The following is an 18,835-nucleotide window of genomic DNA, read 5'->3' on the forward strand; positions in this document are numbered from 1 at the left end:
CGCCCCCTATTGTTTACTCTGGTGCTGTGAGTACTTTTCAAATGTATGTTCGCGAGCCAGGAGCAAATTGAGAAGCTTCGTATGCTGGAACAGTTTGGTCCGCCCCTTCTTACGTTCCGCCAGTACACCCGCAGCAGCAAGTTTCCGCAGGTACGAAGAGGCGGTGTCGCGTGCCGCGATCCCGGAATCGATGAGGTTGCCGATTCGAATATACGGTTGGCTGAACATGAGTTCCAGTAATTCGTGCGTGTAGATGCCCGGGAGTATCGCTTTAAGATGTTCGCGGGTATGGTCCAGCAGTTCCTGAACCGCAAGGATACGGCGCGACGTCCACGTCGCGGTCACCTCGATAGCGTCCAACATATAAAGTATCCACGGTTCCCATGCACCGCGTTCGGTGACGGCACGAATGTGGCGGTAATAGGCTTGGCGGTTTTCCAGGATGTACCGGCTGAGATAGAGCACAGGAAGGGCGAGCAGGCCGTGTTGAACAAGGTAAAGGATGTTTAGAATTCGTCCCGTGCGGCCATTTCCATCGGTAAACGGATGAATCGCCTCGAACTGGTAGTGCATAACCGCCATCTTGATCAAGTGATCGGCGCCGCCCGGTTCATTCACGTATTGCTCCCAGTTTCGCAGCAACGCCTTTAGCCGTTCGGGATCGGAAGGGGGCGTGTATATTGCCTTCCGCGTTGATGGGTCGGCTATGATGGTGCCCGGCATCTTGCGGACCTGAATTTCCGCCCCGCGAAGTGTTTGACAGATCAGCGTGGCGGTTGCAACCGAGAGTGGGCGGGCGTTGAGCGCGGCAAATCCGCCCTTCAGGGCAACGCTGTAGCGATAGGCTTCCTTCGTCGCGGGAAGGGCGTCGGCGTGTTCGTCTGCTGCGAACTGGAAGAGGTCGTCCGATGTAGTGACGATGTTCTCAATTTCCGAACTGACCTTGGCTTCAAGCAGCGGAATCGACCCCACCAAGAGCAACGGGTTCGGAATGCTGGCGCTGACAGATTTAAGTTCGCTGAGGGCCCGCGCGGCAGCCGTCGTTTTTTTGAGAATGCTCTTTGTCTCAATATCCGCCGCAGGAGGCAGGAGAGGCAGGTTATCGAATGGTTTGTCCGGGTTGAATGTGGTCACGGTTTGCGCGTTACCAATGGCGATGTTTCGTTTCCCTTGTACACACAGTAACACGGTGTCCGAATATACACAATATTTTTGATATTTTAGGCATATCGCGTCGATATGCCCAAGAACTCGGTATATCTAACTGCGGTCTATAATTGATATATATTATTTTGTAGCAATATGTTACGCCTCCTTCATGAGAAAAAGACAAGACCGTGCGGATTCCTCCTGACTGCGGTACTGTGCACAGGTTGCCTAACCCCAGTTACATTGAAGCAAGTGCAGCCGGACGCGGTGTTCCGCAAGATGCAGAGCAATGCGATCACTGCGGACGCGATGAGTTCGCATACGGCGCAAGTGCTTCGCCTGTATAATCTTACCGAAGTGTTCAAGGCCAACCCGGACCAGACCATGCGTGATTTGCGGGAGCGGGCCTGTGAGGGGCCCGATCGATACCTGCTATTCAGCATGGCGGAATTAAGCTACCTGGTTGCGCGGGACCACGAGGCCAAGTCGCCCACCGAGGCGATTGGATACTTCATTTCCTCGGCGCGCTTCGCGTACGCGTTTCTGTTCGATTCCAATCTCGGGGAGCGTCCGAACATCTACGATCCCCGTTTTCGCCTGGGGTGCGAGTTGTACAACCACTCGCTCGCGCGCGCGCTCCGGCTGATGGAAGCGAACCCGCCTGCCGAAGAGGCTGACGGAGCGATCCTTGTTCAGACGTGGGACGGCGCATTACGGATGCGGGTGGCGATGCACGGGTTCCCGGAAGGCTACTCGGATTTCGCTGAGCTGATCCTCGCGGCGGATTACGAGGTTGAAGGCATCAACAACCAGTACCGCACCTACGGATTGGGCATTCCGCTGATTGCCGTTGCGCGTACGGATCCCGACGATCCGAACCAGCCGCCGCGCGCAAGTTATCCGGCGACGGCCGTACTGCGGTTCAACCGGCTCGCCTGCGTGGACTATGACCAAACCCTCGAAGCCTCGCTCGATCTGTTCGACCCGCTGCACATCGACGACGTCGAGATCGACGGGACACACGCGCGACTCGAATCCGATATGACGACGCCTCTGGGATACGTGCTTTCCGATCCCGACCTGCGGACCGATGCGTTTCTCGGGTTTCTGCGCGCGGAGCGTGCCGACGACCGCACCGGGTTGTACATGATCGATCCGTACGATTCCGACAAGATACCGGTGGTATTGGTGCATGGCTTGGTGTCGAGTCCGCTGACTTGGGCGGAGATGCTGAACGATCTGCGCGGCGACCCCGCGATCCGGGAAAAGTACCAGTTCTGGTTCTACCAGTATCCCACCGGGTACCCCTTCATCTACTCGGCGAGCCGGTTTCGCAAGGCGCTCGACGACGCGCGCGCGCAGTACGATCCGGCGGGGACCAGCGCGGCGTTCAACCAGATGGTGTTGATTGGTCACAGCATGGGCGGCCTGCTGTCGAAACTGATGGTGCAAGACAGCGGCGACGCCGTATGGAGCGCGTTCAGCAGGAAGCCGTTCGACGAACTCAGGATTTCCGAATCGGAGAAGTCGATGCTTGCCAACGTGTTCTTTTTCACGCCGCGGCCGTACGTGAAGCGCGTTGTGTTCATCGCGACGCCCCACGGCGGCAGCAACCTCAGCGACCTTGCGGTTGCATCGCTCATTTCGCGTCTTGTCGCGGTACCGAAATTCTTGATATCCACCACGTTCGACGTGATGACGCTCGATCTCGATACGCCGGGCGACAAAATTACCAAGCGCGACTTTACGAGCGTGAAGAACCTCTCGCCCCAAAACCGGTTCATCCGCGCGACACGGCAGATTTCGATCGATCCCGCGGTGTCGTACCATTCGATCATCGGCAACTTTCATGGCAAAGACATCGAGCACAGCAGCGACGGAGTTGTCCCATATTGGAGTTCGCACCTCGATGGCGCGGCCTCGGAGAAAGTGGTGGATTCGGGGCACTCGGCGCACTACCATCCGCTCGCCATATTGGAGGTGCGTCGGATACTCGAGGAGCACTTGGAGTCGACGCCGGTGTCCGAGTAACGGCCGGCCGGGATCATTGCTGACAACCGCGCGAAACGTGCGATCTCAACGCGGCATTTGCGGGCCATTCGTTGACACCATTCGGCGGGCTTGCTATCCTCGTCAACTAACATTTCAGCGGTGAATTGCGCGACCCCGCGCCCGACGAGGACCCCGATGTACGAAGCGTATTACGGACTGCGAGAGAAGCCGTTTAATCTCACGCCAGACCCGAAATACCTGTATCTGAGCGAGAAGCACAAGGAAGCGTTTGCGCACCTGCTTTTCGGAATCAAGAACCGCAGCGGGTTCGTCATGGTTACGGGCGAAATAGGGACGGGCAAGACGACGATCTGCCGCACGCTGCTCGGCCAACTTGACGAAAACACCGAAGTCGCGTTCATTTTCAATCCGTATCTTTCGCCGGAGGAGCTGCTGCGCAAGATTAACGAAGACTTCGGCATTGCCACGACGGCGAGCACCACGCGCGGATTGATCGACGAGTTGAACGAGTATCTGCTCGAGCGCAACGCGCGCGGGAAGAATTGCGTGCTGGTGATCGACGAGGCGCAAAACCTCGCGCCGCCCGTGCTCGAACAAATCCGCCTGCTCTCGAACCTCGAGACGGAAACGCAAAAACTGCTGCAAATCGTGCTGATTGGGCAGCCCGAGTTGATGCAGGTGCTCGGACTTCACGAGCTGCGGCAACTCAACCAGCGCATTACGGCGCGGTACCACCTGCACCCGCTCAGCGCGGACGAGACGAAACAGTACATCGCGTACAGGATGCGCGTGGCAGGCGCGCGTCGGCGGATCTATTTCACCGCTTCCGCCATCAAGCGAATCTTCAAGATATCGGGCGGCACGCCGCGCGTTATCAACGCGCTGTGCGACCGTTCGCTACTCATCGGTTACACGAAAGAAATCCGCGACATCGGCCCGGCCATCGCGCGGCAGGCGTGGAAGGAAGTCCGCGGCGAACAGCCCCGGCGCAGCATCTGGCCTCAGGTCCGCGCGTGGTTGCCGAACCCGGCCGTAATTACGGCGGGCATTGCGGTGCTGCTGTTGGCGGTCTTCCTGCGCGATCGCAGCGTGTTCGAGCCTGCACCGCCGCCGGCAGCGGCTGTACAGCCTACGGCCGCGGCGCAGACCAAGAATTCGAACATCGCGCGCGAGGTCGCGTTCGCGGCGCAGGTGCCTGTCGAGAAGGCCGTTCAGGCGGAGCCGCCTCCCGTGCCCCTGCCGACGGACACGACGTTCGCGGGGTTGGTCGATCGGCAGGACCCGACGGCAAGCCGTACCGCAGCGGTTCAAGCGATTCTGCGCGCGTGGAACCTAGCACTGTTGACGAACCTCCCCGCGAACGATTCGGTGGATGCGCTGACCGAATTTGCCGGCGCAAACCGGCTGACGACGGAAGTGATGAAACTTACGCTCGACCAGATCGAGGCGATTAACCTGCCGGCACTCATCAAGCTGCACGGGCGCAGCCGTTCGATCTGGGTCGCGGTGATCGGCGCGGAAGGGAACGATTTCAAGATCACGACGGCATCGAACGAGACCACGCTCGCGCCGCGAGACCTTATCAACGACTGCTACCTGAACGAAGCCATCATACTGTGGCGCGATCCGTATCCGGACACCGTCATTCTGAAAAACGGAATGAGTGGTGAAGACGTTCGCGTGCTGCAAGTGCAGTTGCGCACGCTGGGCCGGCTCGAACGCGCGCCGACCGGCACGTTCGACGAGGCGACCGCGGAAGCGATCCGGTCAATCCAGAAGGACGCGGGCCTGCGCGTCGACGGCGCGGCGGGGCGTCATACGCGCATGGTGCTGAGCAGTTGGCTGCCAGGGTTCAACACGCCGGGCTTGCGCGGGATGCCGTCGGTGCTTTTGCAGGACGCCGCGCGCGATGAGGCGCAGGCTGTTGCTCGGCCCGAGGCGGACACCGAGCAGAAGCCTGCCAAAGCGGAAAGCAAAAAGCCGGCGGAGAAAAAGCCTGAGGCGAAGGTTGCCAAGGTGCCTGGCACGTCGGGACCGTTGGACGCCGCGCCGAAACCCCAGGAATCGCCGGCCGGTCCGCCGGATGTGAAAGCGGAAGAGTTACCGAAGCCGTCGGAACAATCGCCGCCGCCACCTGCCGAAGCGCCAGTCGCGCCTCCGGCACCGGCCCAGCCGACGGCTGAACCCGCGCCCGCCGAAAGTGCGCCCGCGAATCAGCCGAGCGCGCCCCCGGTGTCGACGCCGCCGACGGATGGCCAACCACCGGCTAACAATGCGGCCCCGGCATGGCCGGGCGGATTACCCCTCGTGCCCGCCGAACCGGATGCGGCGTCGCCATGAGCTCGATACTCGATGCGCTGCGCAAGCTCGAGCAGGAGAAAGCGGTCCGGGAACAAGCCGCGCCGACTACGCCTCTGCAGGAGTTGACGCTCGAACCCGAACTTGAGTTGGGCCGGGAGCGCGCGGGTGCGTCGTCGATTGTCCGAATGGGATTCCTCGTCGTGGTTGGTGTGGCGGTATTGGGTGGAATCGGCGCAGGGTTGTTCGCCGGAGCGTCGATATTCCTGCGGCGCGAAGCGCCCGTCGGGCAGGTAGCGGCCAAGGCGCCGGTCGAGGCGGCGGCAGTGACCACGACGGTCAAACCGGTAGACGTCGCGCCGGTCGCAGACGACGCGGAGCCTGAGAAGCAGGTACCCGTGAAGGTCGCGAGCGCTGCCGTGCCGAAGCCCACGCCTACAAAGAAAGCGGATGTTGCCCCGAAGCCCGCCGCGCCCGCACCGGCGCCGGCCAAACCCGCGCCGCCGGTGCAACCGGCGCAAACGACCGTCGCCGCGACCGTGACGCCGTCCAACGCGGAAGGAACCGCTAAGGCCGACATCGAAACGGACGTCGAGAAGCTTCCGATTCTCTCGGAATCCGTGCGCGTGCGCCTCGGCCTGCCCGCGCTGAAGATCAACATAGTGGGGATTCCCAATAATCGCAATCCGCGCGCGTCTGCGCTGATCAACATGCAAAAGGTTTACGTCGGCGAGAACATTCCGGGGACTAGCGCGCGGCTAATGGACGTTAGCCTGCGTGGCGTGGCCTTGGATATCAACGGCCAGCGCTACTTTCTGTCGCGCCGGTAACCCTCCCCCACCAGCAAGGAGCCGGTTATGCCGATCTGGAACGCGAAGCATTCCCTGGCGCAGTTGAACGCGATGGCCGTGGACACGATTCACGAGCCGCTTGGCATTCAGTTCATCGAGATCGGCGATGACTACGTGCGCGCGACGATGCCCGTTGACAAGCGAACGTATCAGCCCGCGGGGTTGCTGCACGGTGGTGCGAGCGTCGTACTGGCGGAATCCTTGGGCAGTATGGCGTCGTACATGGTGGTCGACGCGACGAAGGTGCGCTGTGTGGGGATCGAGGTGAATGCGAACCACATTCGGTCCGCCACGAGCGGGACCGTGACCGGCACGGTGCGGCCGATCCATATCGGCAAATCCACGCACGTGTGGGAGATTCGCATTGCGGACGAGGCGGAAAAACTGGTGTGCGTGTGCCGGTTGACAACGGCGGTCTTGCCGGTTGCGGCAGGGTGAAGGATGAAAAAGACCCAAGCGACGTAAACGCGCTATGGCTTTGGCACAAACTTCTGCAGCCGCTTGCCGATGATGTCGCCGAGGTAAACGTTGCCCTTCGCGTCTACGGCGATGCAGTGGACCCAGTTCAACTCGCCCGGTTTCTCTTTGCCGTCCTCGGCCTTCGGAAACGAAAACAACTGCAACAGTTTTCCTTCGGTGTTGAACTTCATGATGAGCTGATCGCGAGGCGGACACCCCAATGGCGCGGTGGGATACTTTTTGTCGCGCTCTCTCCACGACATGGGCGACGAGCCGCAGACCCACAACTCGTCGTTCGGTGTAACCCAGAATCCCCACGGCACGACGATATTCTTCCACGAATCGACGAGTTCGCCGCTCGTATTGAAAACTTGCACGCGGACGTTGTTGCGATCGGCGACGTAGATGCGGTCTTTCGAGTCGATGGCGATCGCGTGCGGGATGCTGAACATCCCGTCTTCGCTGCCCATCGATCCCCACGCCTTGACGAACTTGCCGCCTTTCGTCAGATGCACGATGCGTTGGTTGCCGTAGCCGTCTGACACGAAGATGTCGCCATTCGACGCGAACGCCATATCAGTGGGCATGTAGAAGTGTTGGCCGTCTTCAGCGGCTTCGTTCGGCGTGCCGAGCGTCATGAGCAGCGCGCCGGCCGGTGTGTATTTGCGGATCGTGTGCTCCTTAATGTCGGAGGTCCACACATTGCCGTCGCGGTCGATTTTGATATGGTGCGCGCCCGTGTTGACGCCCCAACTGCGCAGTAGTTTTCCGTCCGGTGCATAGACCTGGACAGAAGGCGTGCTGCGCGTGTGGAGATAGACGTTGTCGTCCTTGTCCACTGCAACGCCAGGCACCGCCGCCCATGTGAAGTCCGCGGGCTTGTTCGGCCACGCGGCATCGACCTGATACCAGATCGAACTATCGACTTTGGGATATACAGGCGGAGGCGGCGCCTTCTTTTCCTGCGCGGATGCGCGCGGTGTCGAAACGAGCAGACACAGAAGAAACGCGATCGAGGGCAGTATCGTTTTCATGGGACAGGATGATAGCCGCGACTCGGGGCCGCTTCAATGAGTCGGCGCGGCGGCCGCGATGTTCTCACTTGCGATTCGCGAGCCATTCGCACACTGTATGTTCCGTGAACGCGAGAATCCAAACACCGCTCGATGCGCTGTTACGCGACGTGCGGGCATGCCGCCTGTGCGAAGCCGAATTGCCGCTGGGGCCAAAGCCCGTGCTGCGCGCCTCGGCCACAGCGCGTATTCTGATTGTGGGGCAAGCGCCGGGGACGCGCGTGCACGAGACGGGCATTCCGTGGAACGACCCGAGCGGCGACCGGTTGCGGATGTGGATGAACGTGGATCGCAATACGTTCTACGACGAAACGCGCATCGCGATAATCCCCATGGGGTACTGTTATCCGGGACGGAACACGCGCGGCGGAGATTTGCCGCCGCGGCCGGAGTGCGCGCGGCATTGGCTTCCGAGATTGCTCGCGCTATTGCCGAAGATTGAATTTACGATCCTTGCGGGACAGTACGCGCAGCGGCACTATCTTGGGGATCGAATCAAGAACTCGCTGAGGGAAACGGTATACAATTGGCGCGAATACCATCCGAGATACTTGCCAATACCGCATCCGTCGCCACGCAATACCAATTGGCTCAAGAACAATCCGTGGTTCGAAAAGGACGTCATTCCCGCGCTGCGAAAGCGGGTGAAAAAGTTGCTGTAACGCAAGTTAACGCAATGCGCATGTGGGTGGGGCCAGGCTACGTCCGGACGGACGTCCGGCTCGGACGGAGCCTCGCCCCACCCGCGCCCCACTCTCGCCCCGCCCGCGCCCCACTCTCGCCCCGCCCGCGTCCCACTCTCGCCCCACCTGCTTTCTGCTAGGCCTTCGGCGGTAGCTTAATCTCGATGCTGAGTTCTTTGAGTTGTTTGGGCGTGACGGTGTTTGGCGCGCCCATGAGCAGGTCCTGCGCCTTCTGATTGAGCGGAAATGCGATGACTTCGCGGATGTTGGGCTCGTCGGCGAGGAGCATGACGATGCGGTCGAACCCGGGCGCGATGCCGCCGTGCGGGGGCGCGCCGTAGTGGAAGGCGTTCCACAAGGCGGGGAACTTCGATTTCACGACGTCCTCGGTGTAGCCGGCGATTTCAAAGGCCTTGAGCATGATGTCGGGCCGGTGGTTGCGGATCGCGCCGGACGACAGCTCGATACCGTTGCACACAACGTCGTACTGAAACGCGAGCACGTCCAGCGGGTCCTTCGTCGTGAGCGCTTCCATGCCGCCCTGCGGCATCGAGAACGGGTTGTGCGAGAAATCGATCTTCTTGTCGTCCTCGTTCCACTCGAACATCGGGAAGTCCACGATCCAGCAGAATGCCGCGATGTTCTTGTCGATCATGCCGAGCGCATTGCCGAGGTAGACGCGGACCTTGCCCATGAGTGCATTCGTTTCGGCGCGGTTGCCCGCGCCGAAGAACAGGGCATCGCCCTCTTCCGCGCCGGTGCGCTTGACGAGTTCGGCGCGTTCGGTCTCGCTGAGGAACTTTACGATCGGGCCTTTCATCTCGCCGTCGCGCAGCGCGATCCAGGCGAGGCCTTTCGCGCCTTCTCCTTTCGCGAACGTTTCGGCATCGTCGAAAAACTTGCGCGGTTGTGTGGCGACGCCTTTCGCGCAAATGACTTTGATTGCGCCGCCGGACTTCATCGCGTTGCTGAACACCTTCAATTCGCATGCGCCGAAGATGTCGGTGCAATCGGCCATTTCGAGGCCAAAGCGGATGTCGGGTTTGTCCGTGCCGTACTTCTCGATCGATTCGCGGAACGGAATGCGCGGGAATCTTTCGGATGGAATGGTCTTGTTCGACAGTTCTTTGAATACGCGCACGAGCATCAACTCGACTTCGCGGAACACGTCATCCTGCGTGACGAAGGACATCTCCATATCGATCTGATAGAACTCGCCGGGGCTGCGGTCCGCGCGCGAATCCTCATCGCGGAAACACGGTGCAATTTGGAAGTAGCGGTCGAATCCGCTGATCATCAGCAACTGCTTGAACTGCTGCGGCGCCTGCGGCAGCGCGTAGAAGTGGCCGGGGTAGACGCGGCTGGGTACGAGGTAGTCGCGCGCGCCTTCCGGCGAGGAACTCGTGAGAATCGGCGTGTGGTATTCGGTGAACCCGCGCGAGGTCAGGTGCGCGCGCACGAGTTGCGCGGTCTTCGAGCGCAAAAGAATATTCGAGTGCAGACGTTCGCGGCGCAGATCGAGAAAGCGGTACGCGAGGCGCGTTTCTTCCGGGCAGTCGAGGTCTTGGTTGACGGGAAACGGAATTTGTTCCGAGGCCGATTCGACGGCGAACGCGTCGGCGACGACTTCGATTTGGCCCGTCGCGAGGTTCGCATTAACGGTTTCGGGGGTGCGTACCACGACGTTGCCGGAAATGACGACGACACTTTCCTGACGCACGTTTTCGGCGGCGGCGAAGAATTCCTTGTCCGGGTTGACGACGATCTGGGTGATGCCGTAGTGATCGCGGAGATCGATAAAGATTACGCCGCCATGATCGCGCTTGCGATGGACCCAGCCCGCCAGGCGAACGGTCTCGCCGGCGTGTTCGAGGCGGAGTTCACCGCAGGTGCGCGTACGAAAGGGATGCATAAACCAAATACTCCCGGCTAGTTAAACCGGCTAGCCTACCGTTCGATGGGCAAGTTGTCAAATGAGCGATCGGGATTTCCTGTCGGGACGTCGGCACGGTGCGAATCGGCGCACGGCGATTTCGGGAGGCGCAGGCGCGGGCGCTCAGTTCTCGAAAGCAATCTCCCCGAACTTATCCGGTTGGTGGAAATTGAGTTTCTCGCCAACGGGCGACCACGCGGCCCAGTGCGGGTGGGAATTGTTCTCGGCGCATTTATAGAAGTTGCCGCGCCAGGTTTGGCCGGCAACGTTGTCGAGGGGGCCGACGTAATTCTCGAAGATTGCGAACGGCACGTAGTACTCGATGCGCCATTCCTTTGCGTCGGCGATTTCGGGGTCGACTTTCTCCGGCATCGAATGATAAGTCTCGATGCGTGACGCGAGTTCCCACGGCACGCGCTCGGATTCCTTCTTGCCGTCCGGCTGCGTTTCTGCGTATCCGAGGAGAAACGTGCCGCCGCAGTTCATTTCGAGGTTGAAGTAGCCCTTGTCCGCGCGCGGCTGTACGAAAAACTCCGCGCACGCGTCTTCCCACACCTTGCCGTTGTATTCCGTCGCGATGCTGCGAATGTACCGGTCCTTCACGCGGAAAACGATGTGGAGGCCTTCCGCGCTGTACAGCGCGCGTGCATGCGTTTCCGGACGGTGATCGCTGCTCATCGGATGAAACCAGTCGATCGCCGCGGTATCCGCCTTGGACCAGATCGCGCTGTCCCAGTCTCCGTCGAGGTGCGGTCGGGCGGCGGTCGCACGAATGGTGTATCGCTTGGTCGGCATTGGTGAAGCTCCTGCGCGGTGGTTTGGGTAATGGTAAGCGCGCGGCGGGCGGGGTGCAACGTGGCGGGGAGGGAAGATTGGGACCAATGGGAGCTATGAGTGCAATGAGACTAATGGCGACAGGTGTATGGGGCGAGCAATCACGGAATCTCGGAATCGATCGATGGAACGCGGTTCACGATGCGGTGGGAAGCGGCGTTGTGATCGAAAGCGAGGCGAGCGCCTCCTGCGCGAACTCGCGCGTGCGGTACGGGCCGATCAAGCGGATGGGCCCGCGGAGATCGGGATCGATGAATATCCACCAAACGCCGAACTGCTCGTACACGTATCCTTCGTTCATATCTCTGTCCCGGGAAACTGCAGACTGCCGAAATCAACTCTATTTGAATATCCGCGTCGCGCGGACCGTCTAAATTGAAGAAAGGGCTTCCGCAGTTCGAGGTCGGAGCATGTAAGGATGTGGCGGATTGGACCACGGAAGCCCTGGGGATTGGCGTTGTTCAACTGTCCGAACGCACGAATCATAGGCGCAGACTATTCGTCCAATGTTAGCCGTTCATTTTTTTCGGGTTACGAAGGGCGTGTAACGCGCCGAACCGTTCGCGGTATTAGTATGCAGAAGGTCACCCAAGGGCGACCGGAAGTCAGCTAGTAAACTGACAGAGAGTTAAAGCCGCATTCCATCACGAGGGTCCCCCCCTCTATCTTCCCAGGGCCGCGTCCGAACCGCTGCGGGCGCGGCCAACCTCTTTTCAATTTCGGACTTTCGATTTCGGATTTTGGATTGGGGCGAAGCAGGGACAGTCCCGAATTTCGCGGTGCAGTTGCGTACGAGGTGCGCGTGCATTGGGGCGAAATTTGGGACAGTCCCTTTCGCGAGATTTGGACATGGGAGGGACAGCCCCCAATTTCGCGGTGCAGTGGCGTACGAGGCGCGAGTGTATCGAAGTGAAATTGGGGATAGTCCCGCTGGCGCAAAAACCGTAGCGGCGCCGGCCCACGTAAGGCCGGCGCCGCCATCGCGTCTTGACGGAGATAAGACCGTATTACTTTTCTTTTTTCGACGGCACGGGAAGTTGAGCGGTTTCCTTCGCGGGCTGAATGGCTTGCGCCTTGGCGAGGTCTTCGTCGCTCATGAGCTTTTTCAGATTCGGTTCGGCTTGCGCGGGGCCGTGGCCCATTACCCAGTGCACGGCGTCGACGACCGACTTCTGGAAGATTGGATTGTCCCACACGTCTTCGCGATGGCCCATGGCGTTGTAGTAAACGCGGCCCTTGCCGTATGCGCTGCACCAAACGATGGGATAGCTCGGAATGTTGTATTGTTCCTGGACCTGCCGCTCCGGGCCGGGATCGAGCAACGCCAACACGTGCATCGTTTCCGCGTTCAAGTTTCTGAACAGATACCACTCGTCGAGGATGTTCCAATCCGCGGGTACGTTCGCCATCGTGGGATGTGACGGGTCGACGATTTTAAGCGTGCCGGCAAACTGCTTGTGGTGCGCGCGGAACTCGCCGCCGAGCATCTTGACGTACGGCGTCACGTCGCCACCCTCGGGCTGGTGAAACGAATCCGACGCGCAGTGATAGCCGATGAATCCGCCGCCCGCGCCAATCCAGTCGAGCAGCTCGGCTTGTCCCGTCGGGCTCATGGCTGGCTGTTTGTCCCCGCCTTCGGTCGTGAGGTCGCCGGTTGTGTAGAAGATCACGACTTTGTATTTCTTGAGGTTTTCGGCGTTGATGAGGCTGCCGTCCTTGGTCAGCAAGATTTCGATGCCCATGTCTTTTTGGAGCCCGGTGAGCACATTGCCTACATGGTGCTGCTTGTTCTCGTCCCACTTGATGCAGCTATGCTCGAACCCCGCCGATTTGCTGAGAAAGACGCCGCAGTTTTCCGCCGCGTATGCCGATGCGCCAATTAGCATAGAGATTGCCATTAGAATGGTTGCGTACTTCATGATTATGTCCCTCGATCGTACCCCGTTTGCACCGGCGTTAGACTAGCCCCCCAAGCGGAAACAGTCAAACGCAGCTACGGCGTGCGCCATTTCCCCGCACACGTCTCAAACAGCTTGTCCGCTTCCGCCGGCCCCCAGGTGCCCGGGCGATACAGCGCCGGGGCCGGCGCGCCCTTCCATTGGTCCGCGATTCGTGTCGCGATCTGCCACGCGTAATCGATCTCGTCGGACCGCATGAACAATGTTGAATCGCCGCGGAGCGCATCGAGGATCAGGCGCTCGTACGCCTCCGGCAGCGCGTCCTTGAATGTCTCGCCGTAGGTGAAGTCCATATTCACGGGTGCGATATTCATTTCCATGCCGGGCGGCTTCGCGTTGAAGCGGAGCGAGATGGCTTCGTCCGGCTGAATGCGGAATGCGAGCGTATTCGCGTGCGGCATGGGAATGCCGATGTCGCGGAAGAAGTGCGTCGGCGGATCGTTGAACTGCACGGCGATCTCGGTGACGCGTTCCTTCAGGCACTTGCCCGTGCGCAACATGAACGGCACGCCGGCCCAGCGCCAGTTGTCGATGCGCAACCGCAGCGCGACGTAGGTCTCCGTGACGGAATCGGGCGCAACGCCCTCTTCCGATAGGTAGCCTTTTACGCCGGCGCCCTCCGTGTATTGTCCGCGCACGCACCAACGTTCGAGCGGTTCGTCTGCCGGTACGTCCACTGCCGCGAGCACCTTCACCTTTTCGTCGCGCGTCGCTTTAGCGCCGGAGATTGCGGGCGGCTCCATGGCGACGAGGCAGAGCAGTTGCAGGACGTGGTTCTGCAGCACGTCGCGCAGCGCGCCGGTGGAATCGTAAAACGCGCCGCGCCGTCCTTCCATGCCGACGGTCTCGGCCATCGTGATTTGCACGTGGTCGACATATTTCTGATTGAACAGCGGCTCGAAGATTGCGTTGCCGAAGCGGAACGCGAAGATGTTTTGGACGGTTTCCTTCCCGAGATAGTGGTCGATCCGGTAGACCTGATCTTCGGTGAGCACCTTGCCGATTCGGTTGTTCAACGCGCGCGCGGAGTCGAGGTCGTGCCCAAACGGTTTTTCGATGACGACGCGCGACCACGGCCCCCCGTTGATGTGGCGCGTCAGGCCGGCGTCGCCAAGTTGTTCGATGATCGGCGCGAAGAATTCCGGCGCGACCGCCATGTAGTGCAGTCTGTGTCCGGTCATGTTGTTCTTCTTCTCGATCCCTTCGAGTCGTTCGCGCAACCTCACGTAGTGGCCGGGTTCGTTGAATTCGACCTGTTGGTAGTAGAGGTTCGACACGAAGGGGTCGCAGGCGTCGCCCAAGCCGTCGACCGAACGCGAATATTTCTTCAACGCCTCGCACATCTCCGCGCGGAATTCGCCGTCGGATTTCGGCTTGCGCGCCACGCCTACGACGGCGATGCGCTTGGGAAGGAAACCGGAGTTCCACAAATTGTAGACGGCGGGGAACAGCTTGCGCCGCGCGAGGTCGCCCGTCGCGCCGAAGATTGTGATCGTCGCCATTTGCTGTTCGGAGAGACGGTAGCGGGACCCGTCGCCGGGGGAGACTTTCATGTCGAATGTGGTCGTAGGCTGTACAGGCATGCAGTGGTCCTTCCGTTGGCGAATGGTGTACACGATATCACAGGTGTGGAGGAAGAGAGGAAGCAAGCGGCCGAAATAGCGAATAGCGGGCTGGCGCAATCGGGGACTGCCGCCGCGCGGCGCGACACCGATTCAACGGAAGACTGTCCTTCATGCGCGGTGACTGTTTCCGGTAAACGTCGGCGAATCTCCGCCTCGTTCCTCGCTGCTTACTATTTCCCCTTCGGTGTGTAGTCGGGGCACTTGACCGCGTTGGGGCGTTGAGGACGTGAACAGGCGGAGGGATGGTCGTATTTGCAGTTGTCACAGAGGAATTCGGTGCGGCAGGAGATGCGCCACCACCACTGCAGCAGCTTCGGTATGGGCTTTGCGTTTTGCTGCCGGTCTTTCATTCCGACTATGGCTCGATGATCGTGTAATCGACGGTCTGGTGCGTGCCGTTATCGAACTTGCGCGCGAGCATGTAGAGGGTGTCGCTCATGCGATTGACAAAAACGAGAATCGTGCCGCACTCGAATGCCGGTTCGAGCTCCTTCACGCGTACGATTGCGCGCTCGAGGCGGCGGGCGATGGTGGTCATCAGGTCGACGTGCGCGGCGAGTTCGTTGGAGGCTGACACAATGAACCGCTTCGGAAGGCGCACTTCTTCTTCGATCTTCTGTTGAAACGCTTCGAGCGTTTTCACGTGCGACGCGTCGATGTCCACCTTGCGGAATTCGGGATGAGCGTTTCGCGGATCGCTGCATTGGCTTCCGATGGCGAAGCAACAATGCAACAGCCACAGCAGAAAGACGGCGGCTTCGGCGTCGTCCGGGCGTTGGGCGAGCGTCATGTGCCGCACGAGGGCGATGTATGCGCGCAGTTCGTCCACGCACCCGGTGCATTCGATGACGGGGTGCGATTTCGCGACGTCGTCGCCGCCAAGCGTGGTGGTCTCGCCCGTGTCGCCGCGCTTGCTCGTGACCTGTGATCGGCGTCGCATTACTTCACCGTGATCGAGACGGGGCAGTGGTCGCTGCCGTGGACGTCCGCGTGGATGGTGGCTTTCTTCACGCGGGGAATGAATTCCGCGTTGACGCAGTGGTAATCGATTCTCCAGCCCACGTTCTTTTCGCGGGCGTTGCTGCGGTATGACCACCACGTATAGTGGCCGGGGTCGGGCGTGAAGTGACGGAACGTGTCGATGTATCCCGCTTTGATGAACTTGTCCATGCTTGCGCACTCTTCCGGATAAAAGCCCGGACTGTCGCGATTGTCTTTGGGCCGCGCGAGATCGATCTCCTTGTGGGCGATGTTGTAATCGCCGCACACGACGACGTTTTTCCCCGCCTTGCGCAGCTTGTTGCACAGCTTCAGCATGGCGTCGCAGAAGCGGAGCTTGTACTCGATGCGCGCGCGCTCGGCCTGCGAGTTCGGATAGTAGGCGTTGATGAGCGTGAAGTCCTTGAATTCGACCAGTTGCACGCGCCCTTCGTTGTCGAATTCAAGAATGCCCATGGGCGACACCGAAAGCGGCGCGTGCCTGGTCTTGAAATAGGTTGCGACGCCGCTGTACCCCTTCTTCACGGCGGACTGCCAGACACTCGAATAGCCCTTCGGCTCGCGCAGCGCGGGTTCGACGTCGCCCATATGCGCTTTCGTCTCCTGCAGGCACACGATGTCCGGCTGCATCACATCGAGCCATTGCAGAAACCCGTTGCGCCCCGCCGCGCGCACGCCGTTTACGTTCCATGAAACTAAAGTCGTCATAACGCACCTTCTACGCAAGAAATCGTGAGGCAATCATACGGCGCGGTTTGCGCGTATGCAACGCGACGATTGTGTTAGCGTTAGACGACAATGGGAGCAAGATCGGTGCGAGAGAAACGGGCGAACGAATCGCCGGCGGTTCGGCTTCTGCCGCTGTACGCGCTCCTGCGACGCGAGCTGCTTATCACGCTCCGCACGTGGCGTATGGCGCTGCTAGTCGCGCTTGTCGCGGGCGTGTGCGTAATTCCGGTTCTTGCGAGTTGGCCCGCGCCGGGCTTGCAGCCGCCTGGCGTGTACCGCGGCGTGAGCGAATCGATCGTTTCGTTGGTTGTGACCATCGTGATGGGATTCGGAATTCTCGGCGTCACACTGATCGCTGCGGCGTCGTTTACCGCGGAACGCGACGATGATACGCTCGACATGTTGGCGATGACGGGCCTGCCGCCATCGCTACTCGTCGGCGCGAAGATACTCGGCCTTCTCGCCTTGTTTGGGCTGCTGCTCGTATCACTGCTGCCGGTCGTCGCGGCAGTGTACTTTCACGTGGGCGTGGACGTAGTTCGAGTATTCCAGGCTGCGGTGCTCCTTTGCGCATCGGCGGCCGCCTGCGCCTCGATTGGCGTGTACTGCTCGATCGCGTTTCGCAATTCGTACGCCCGCGTTGTCGCCGCATGCGCGGCAACGTTCGTTGTGAGCGGGTGGATTTTGGTGCCGATCATCTTTGCGGCAGTCTTCAATTTGTTGCCGTCGCGCACATTTGACCTGTTCGAATCCTCACGGTACATCTTGCCGCTGTCCGCGGCTTCGATCGCGCTTCAGCCCGGCACGGCGCATCACGGGATTGCCGTGCTCAGTTGCTCGGCGCTTCAACTCGGTTTGGCCGCAACGTTTTGGAGGGCGGCGTCCAGCCGCCTTCGGAAAGTGTGGACCGGTCGAGGCGGCGCCGCCGCGCGCGCTCACGCCCCTGGTTCTTGTCGTTCGAGGGCGCAACGCGAAATCCCCGACGGCGCGAACCCGATCGCATTCAAGGAACTCCGTTACGACCTTGTTCACCAGCGGAGGGAATTGATAGTCGCATCGGCAACAGGTTTCTTGTTGCTGATTGCGGTTTGGTTGTTCGTTTTGTCTGCGTACCTGTTAACGCTTAACCGCGCGGGCCTGATGGATGCGATGATTGCGTTCTTCGCAGTGCAGCAGGTGGTGATACCGGCAATGTTCGTGCCGTATTGCGTGCAGATTGTCGTGAAGGAATACCGTGAAGGCGCGCTTGACGCGATTCGCATGACCGCATTGAGCGGCGCGGCGGTGTTGTGGGGAAAGGTCCGCAGCGCGGCGACGGTCGGTGTTTTCATCGTCGTGCTGACCGCAGTCGCCGCGCTGCCCGTTTCCGTACCGGGGACTTGGCCGGAAAACCTGTACTGGCGCCAGTTGATCGTGCGGCAGGTGGCCATTGCCGTGATGGGAGTCGCTACAATCGGTGTATGCGGCCTGCTTGGAATCGCATGCGGATTCCTGGCCGCATCATGTGTTAAGGAGCGGCAATCATGTATCGCGCTGGCGTTTATTCTATATGTAAACGTCTTGGCAACCGGGTACGCAATTGCATCGGCGTTGCGGGGCAGCGGGTTTTTCTCGCCGCCGACCAGGCCGCACGAGGATGGATTCTGGGTGAACGCGTGTTCCCCGGTGCTGGCGTTTGTCGCATCGACGGATTATGTCAACGGGAACGAGTTTGTCTGGGAGTTTTGGGCACGGAGCATGTTGGGGTTTGTGGGAGTGGGTGTCGCGCTGACGGGATGCGGGTTCGCGCTGTTCGCGAGACGGTACAGGGCCGGGTTTCGTTGATCGTAAGATATTGAAGATGAATAACTTACGCGTATATAGCCGTCGCCGCTTTTCAGTCTAATCACGCTGCCGATTGCCGACGCATTAACGTAACTCATTGCCAATAAATGATTTGCGGTGACGCGCGTCCAAGCTGGAGTCGTAACGTTCTCGTTCACTGGTGCGCTCGCTGCCTTTCCGCTGTTCGGGAATATATTCCTATAAGAAATGCATTACGGCCAGTTGCGGGACGGTTTTCAGGGCCTGCGCAAGCTTTGGTCTTCCAAAGCGGGCCAATGACTTGACATTCACTTTTCGACATGGTATGTTTCTTGTTTGCGCTTCCTTCGGGAGAAGTATGTCTTTTGGCGAAATCAACGGCAGCGGGGTGAGGTGTCTCTGGCTGTGCCGGGCCGAATCCGTTTGAA

At 60.1% G+C, this 18,835-nt stretch carries 15 protein-coding genes; 6 read left to right on the forward strand and 9 right to left on the reverse strand.

Going from position 1 to position 18,835, the window contains the following annotated elements; all coding sequences use genetic code 11:
- Nucleotides 1-6: 6 nt before the first annotated feature.
- On the reverse strand, nt 7-1,134 hold the full coding sequence (locus tag HUU46_17755) for a Fic family protein (GenBank protein NUM55497.1): 1,128 nt from the start codon (nt 1,132-1,134) through the stop codon (nt 7-9).
- A 294-nt stretch (nt 1,135-1,428) separates the two neighbouring features.
- Here HUU46_17755 and HUU46_17760 point away from each other — a divergent pair, with 294 nt between their 5' ends.
- The 4 genes from HUU46_17760 to HUU46_17775 all read left to right on the forward strand — a co-directional run bounded on the left by HUU46_17760 (nt 1,429) and on the right by HUU46_17775 (nt 6,749).
- The gene (locus tag HUU46_17760; protein ID NUM55498.1) at nt 1,429-3,180 is read left to right on the forward strand and encodes an alpha/beta fold hydrolase; all 1,752 of its coding nucleotides are present in this window, start codon (nt 1,429-1,431) and stop codon (nt 3,178-3,180) included.
- 156 nt (nt 3,181-3,336) lie between these two features.
- Nucleotides 3,337-5,502 (forward strand): AAA family ATPase, encoded by a 2,166-nt coding sequence (locus tag HUU46_17765; GenBank protein NUM55499.1) that lies wholly within the window; start codon nt 3,337-3,339, stop codon nt 5,500-5,502.
- Entirely contained in the window at nt 5,499-6,290 is a 792-nt protein-coding gene (locus HUU46_17770) for a hypothetical protein (GenBank protein ID NUM55500.1), read from the forward strand. Before HUU46_17765 ends, HUU46_17770 begins: the two co-directional genes overlap by 4 nt.
- Nucleotides 6,291-6,317: 27 nt before the next feature.
- Nucleotides 6,318-6,749, forward strand: a complete 432-nt coding sequence (locus tag HUU46_17775) for a hotdog fold thioesterase (protein ID NUM55501.1) — start codon at nt 6,318-6,320, stop codon at nt 6,747-6,749.
- A gap of 32 nt (nt 6,750-6,781) precedes the next feature.
- Here the strand turns inward: HUU46_17775 and HUU46_17780 are convergent, their stop codons facing one another.
- Nucleotides 6,782-7,804 (reverse strand): hypothetical protein, encoded by a 1,023-nt coding sequence (locus HUU46_17780; protein ID NUM55502.1) that lies wholly within the window; start codon nt 7,802-7,804, stop codon nt 6,782-6,784.
- 8 nt (nt 7,805-7,812) lie between these two features.
- Between HUU46_17780 and HUU46_17785 the strand changes: the two genes are divergently transcribed.
- A complete protein-coding gene (locus tag HUU46_17785) occupies nt 7,813-8,505 on the forward strand; it encodes a uracil-DNA glycosylase family protein (GenBank protein NUM55503.1) in 693 nt (230 codons plus the stop codon).
- 157 nt (nt 8,506-8,662) lie between these two features.
- Here HUU46_17785 and aspS read toward each other — a convergent pair whose 3' ends face one another.
- From aspS to xth, 7 genes are all read right to left on the reverse strand, one after another.
- Complete coding sequence (gene aspS / locus HUU46_17790) at nt 8,663-10,438, reverse strand: aspartate--tRNA ligase (GenBank protein NUM55504.1); 1,776 nt, start codon at nt 10,436-10,438, stop codon at nt 8,663-8,665.
- 144 nt (nt 10,439-10,582) lie between these two features.
- Nucleotides 10,583-11,254, reverse strand: coding sequence for a carbohydrate-binding family 9-like protein (locus tag HUU46_17795; protein ID NUM55505.1), 672 nt, complete (start codon nt 11,252-11,254; stop codon nt 10,583-10,585).
- A 175-nt stretch (nt 11,255-11,429) separates the two neighbouring features.
- Nucleotides 11,430-11,594: a hypothetical protein gene (locus tag HUU46_17800; GenBank protein ID NUM55506.1), complete on the reverse strand. Its 165-nt coding sequence runs from the start codon at nt 11,592-11,594 to the stop codon at nt 11,430-11,432.
- Nucleotides 11,595-12,300: 706 nt separating this feature from the next.
- The gene (locus tag HUU46_17805) at nt 12,301-13,212 is read right to left on the reverse strand and encodes a ThuA domain-containing protein (protein NUM55507.1); all 912 of its coding nucleotides are present in this window, start codon (nt 13,210-13,212) and stop codon (nt 12,301-12,303) included.
- Nucleotides 13,213-13,286: 74 nt separating this feature from the next.
- The gene (gene zwf / locus HUU46_17810; GenBank protein ID NUM55508.1) at nt 13,287-14,753 is read right to left on the reverse strand and encodes a glucose-6-phosphate dehydrogenase; all 1,467 of its coding nucleotides are present in this window, start codon (nt 14,751-14,753) and stop codon (nt 13,287-13,289) included.
- A gap of 478 nt (nt 14,754-15,231) precedes the next feature.
- A complete protein-coding gene (locus HUU46_17815; GenBank protein ID NUM55509.1) occupies nt 15,232-15,816 on the reverse strand; it encodes an ATP:cob(I)alamin adenosyltransferase in 585 nt (194 codons plus the stop codon).
- On the reverse strand, nt 15,816-16,583 hold the full coding sequence (gene xth, locus HUU46_17820) for an exodeoxyribonuclease III (protein ID NUM55510.1): 768 nt from the start codon (nt 16,581-16,583) through the stop codon (nt 15,816-15,818). The genes HUU46_17815 and xth overlap by 1 nt, the downstream gene beginning before the upstream one ends.
- 105 nt (nt 16,584-16,688) lie before the next feature.
- Between xth and HUU46_17825 the strand changes: the two genes are divergently transcribed.
- Nucleotides 16,689-18,428 (forward strand): hypothetical protein, encoded by a 1,740-nt coding sequence (locus HUU46_17825; GenBank protein NUM55511.1) that lies wholly within the window; start codon nt 16,689-16,691, stop codon nt 18,426-18,428.
- Nucleotides 18,429-18,835: the final 407 nt, after the last annotated feature.

The sequence above is a fragment of the Candidatus Hydrogenedentota bacterium genome, assembly GCA_013359265.1.
GTDB lineage: Bacteria > Hydrogenedentota > Hydrogenedentia > Hydrogenedentales > SLHB01 > JABWCD01.

What these genes read in the sequence shown, in the direction of transcription:
- HUU46_17760 (NUM55498.1), top strand. Translation starts at nt 1,429, where the DNA reads ATGCAGAGCAATGCGATCACTGCGGACGCGATGAGTTCGCATACGGCG.
- HUU46_17765 (NUM55499.1), top strand. Translation starts at nt 3,337, where the DNA reads ATGTACGAAGCGTATTACGGACTGCGAGAGAAGCCGTTTAATCTCACG.
- HUU46_17770 (NUM55500.1), top strand. Translation starts at nt 5,499, where the DNA reads ATGAGCTCGATACTCGATGCGCTGCGCAAGCTCGAGCAGGAGAAAGCG.
- HUU46_17775 (NUM55501.1), top strand. Translation starts at nt 6,318, where the DNA reads ATGCCGATCTGGAACGCGAAGCATTCCCTGGCGCAGTTGAACGCGATG.
- HUU46_17780 (NUM55502.1), bottom strand. Translation starts at nt 7,804, where the DNA reads ATGAAAACGATACTGCCCTCGATCGCGTTTCTTCTGTGTCTGCTCGTT.
- HUU46_17785 (NUM55503.1), top strand. Translation starts at nt 7,813, where the DNA reads ATGATAGCCGCGACTCGGGGCCGCTTCAATGAGTCGGCGCGGCGGCCG.
- aspS (NUM55504.1), bottom strand. Translation starts at nt 10,438, where the DNA reads ATGCATCCCTTTCGTACGCGCACCTGCGGTGAACTCCGCCTCGAACAC.
- HUU46_17795 (NUM55505.1), bottom strand. Translation starts at nt 11,254, where the DNA reads ATGCCGACCAAGCGATACACCATTCGTGCGACCGCCGCCCGACCGCAC.
- HUU46_17800 (NUM55506.1), bottom strand. Translation starts at nt 11,594, where the DNA reads ATGAACGAAGGATACGTGTACGAGCAGTTCGGCGTTTGGTGGATATTC.
- HUU46_17805 (NUM55507.1), bottom strand. Translation starts at nt 13,212, where the DNA reads ATGAAGTACGCAACCATTCTAATGGCAATCTCTATGCTAATTGGCGCA.
- zwf (NUM55508.1), bottom strand. Translation starts at nt 14,753, where the DNA reads ATGGCGACGATCACAATCTTCGGCGCGACGGGCGACCTCGCGCGGCGC.
- HUU46_17815 (NUM55509.1), bottom strand. Translation starts at nt 15,816, where the DNA reads ATGCGACGCCGATCACAGGTCACGAGCAAGCGCGGCGACACGGGCGAG.
- xth (NUM55510.1), bottom strand. Translation starts at nt 16,583, where the DNA reads ATGACGACTTTAGTTTCATGGAACGTAAACGGCGTGCGCGCGGCGGGG.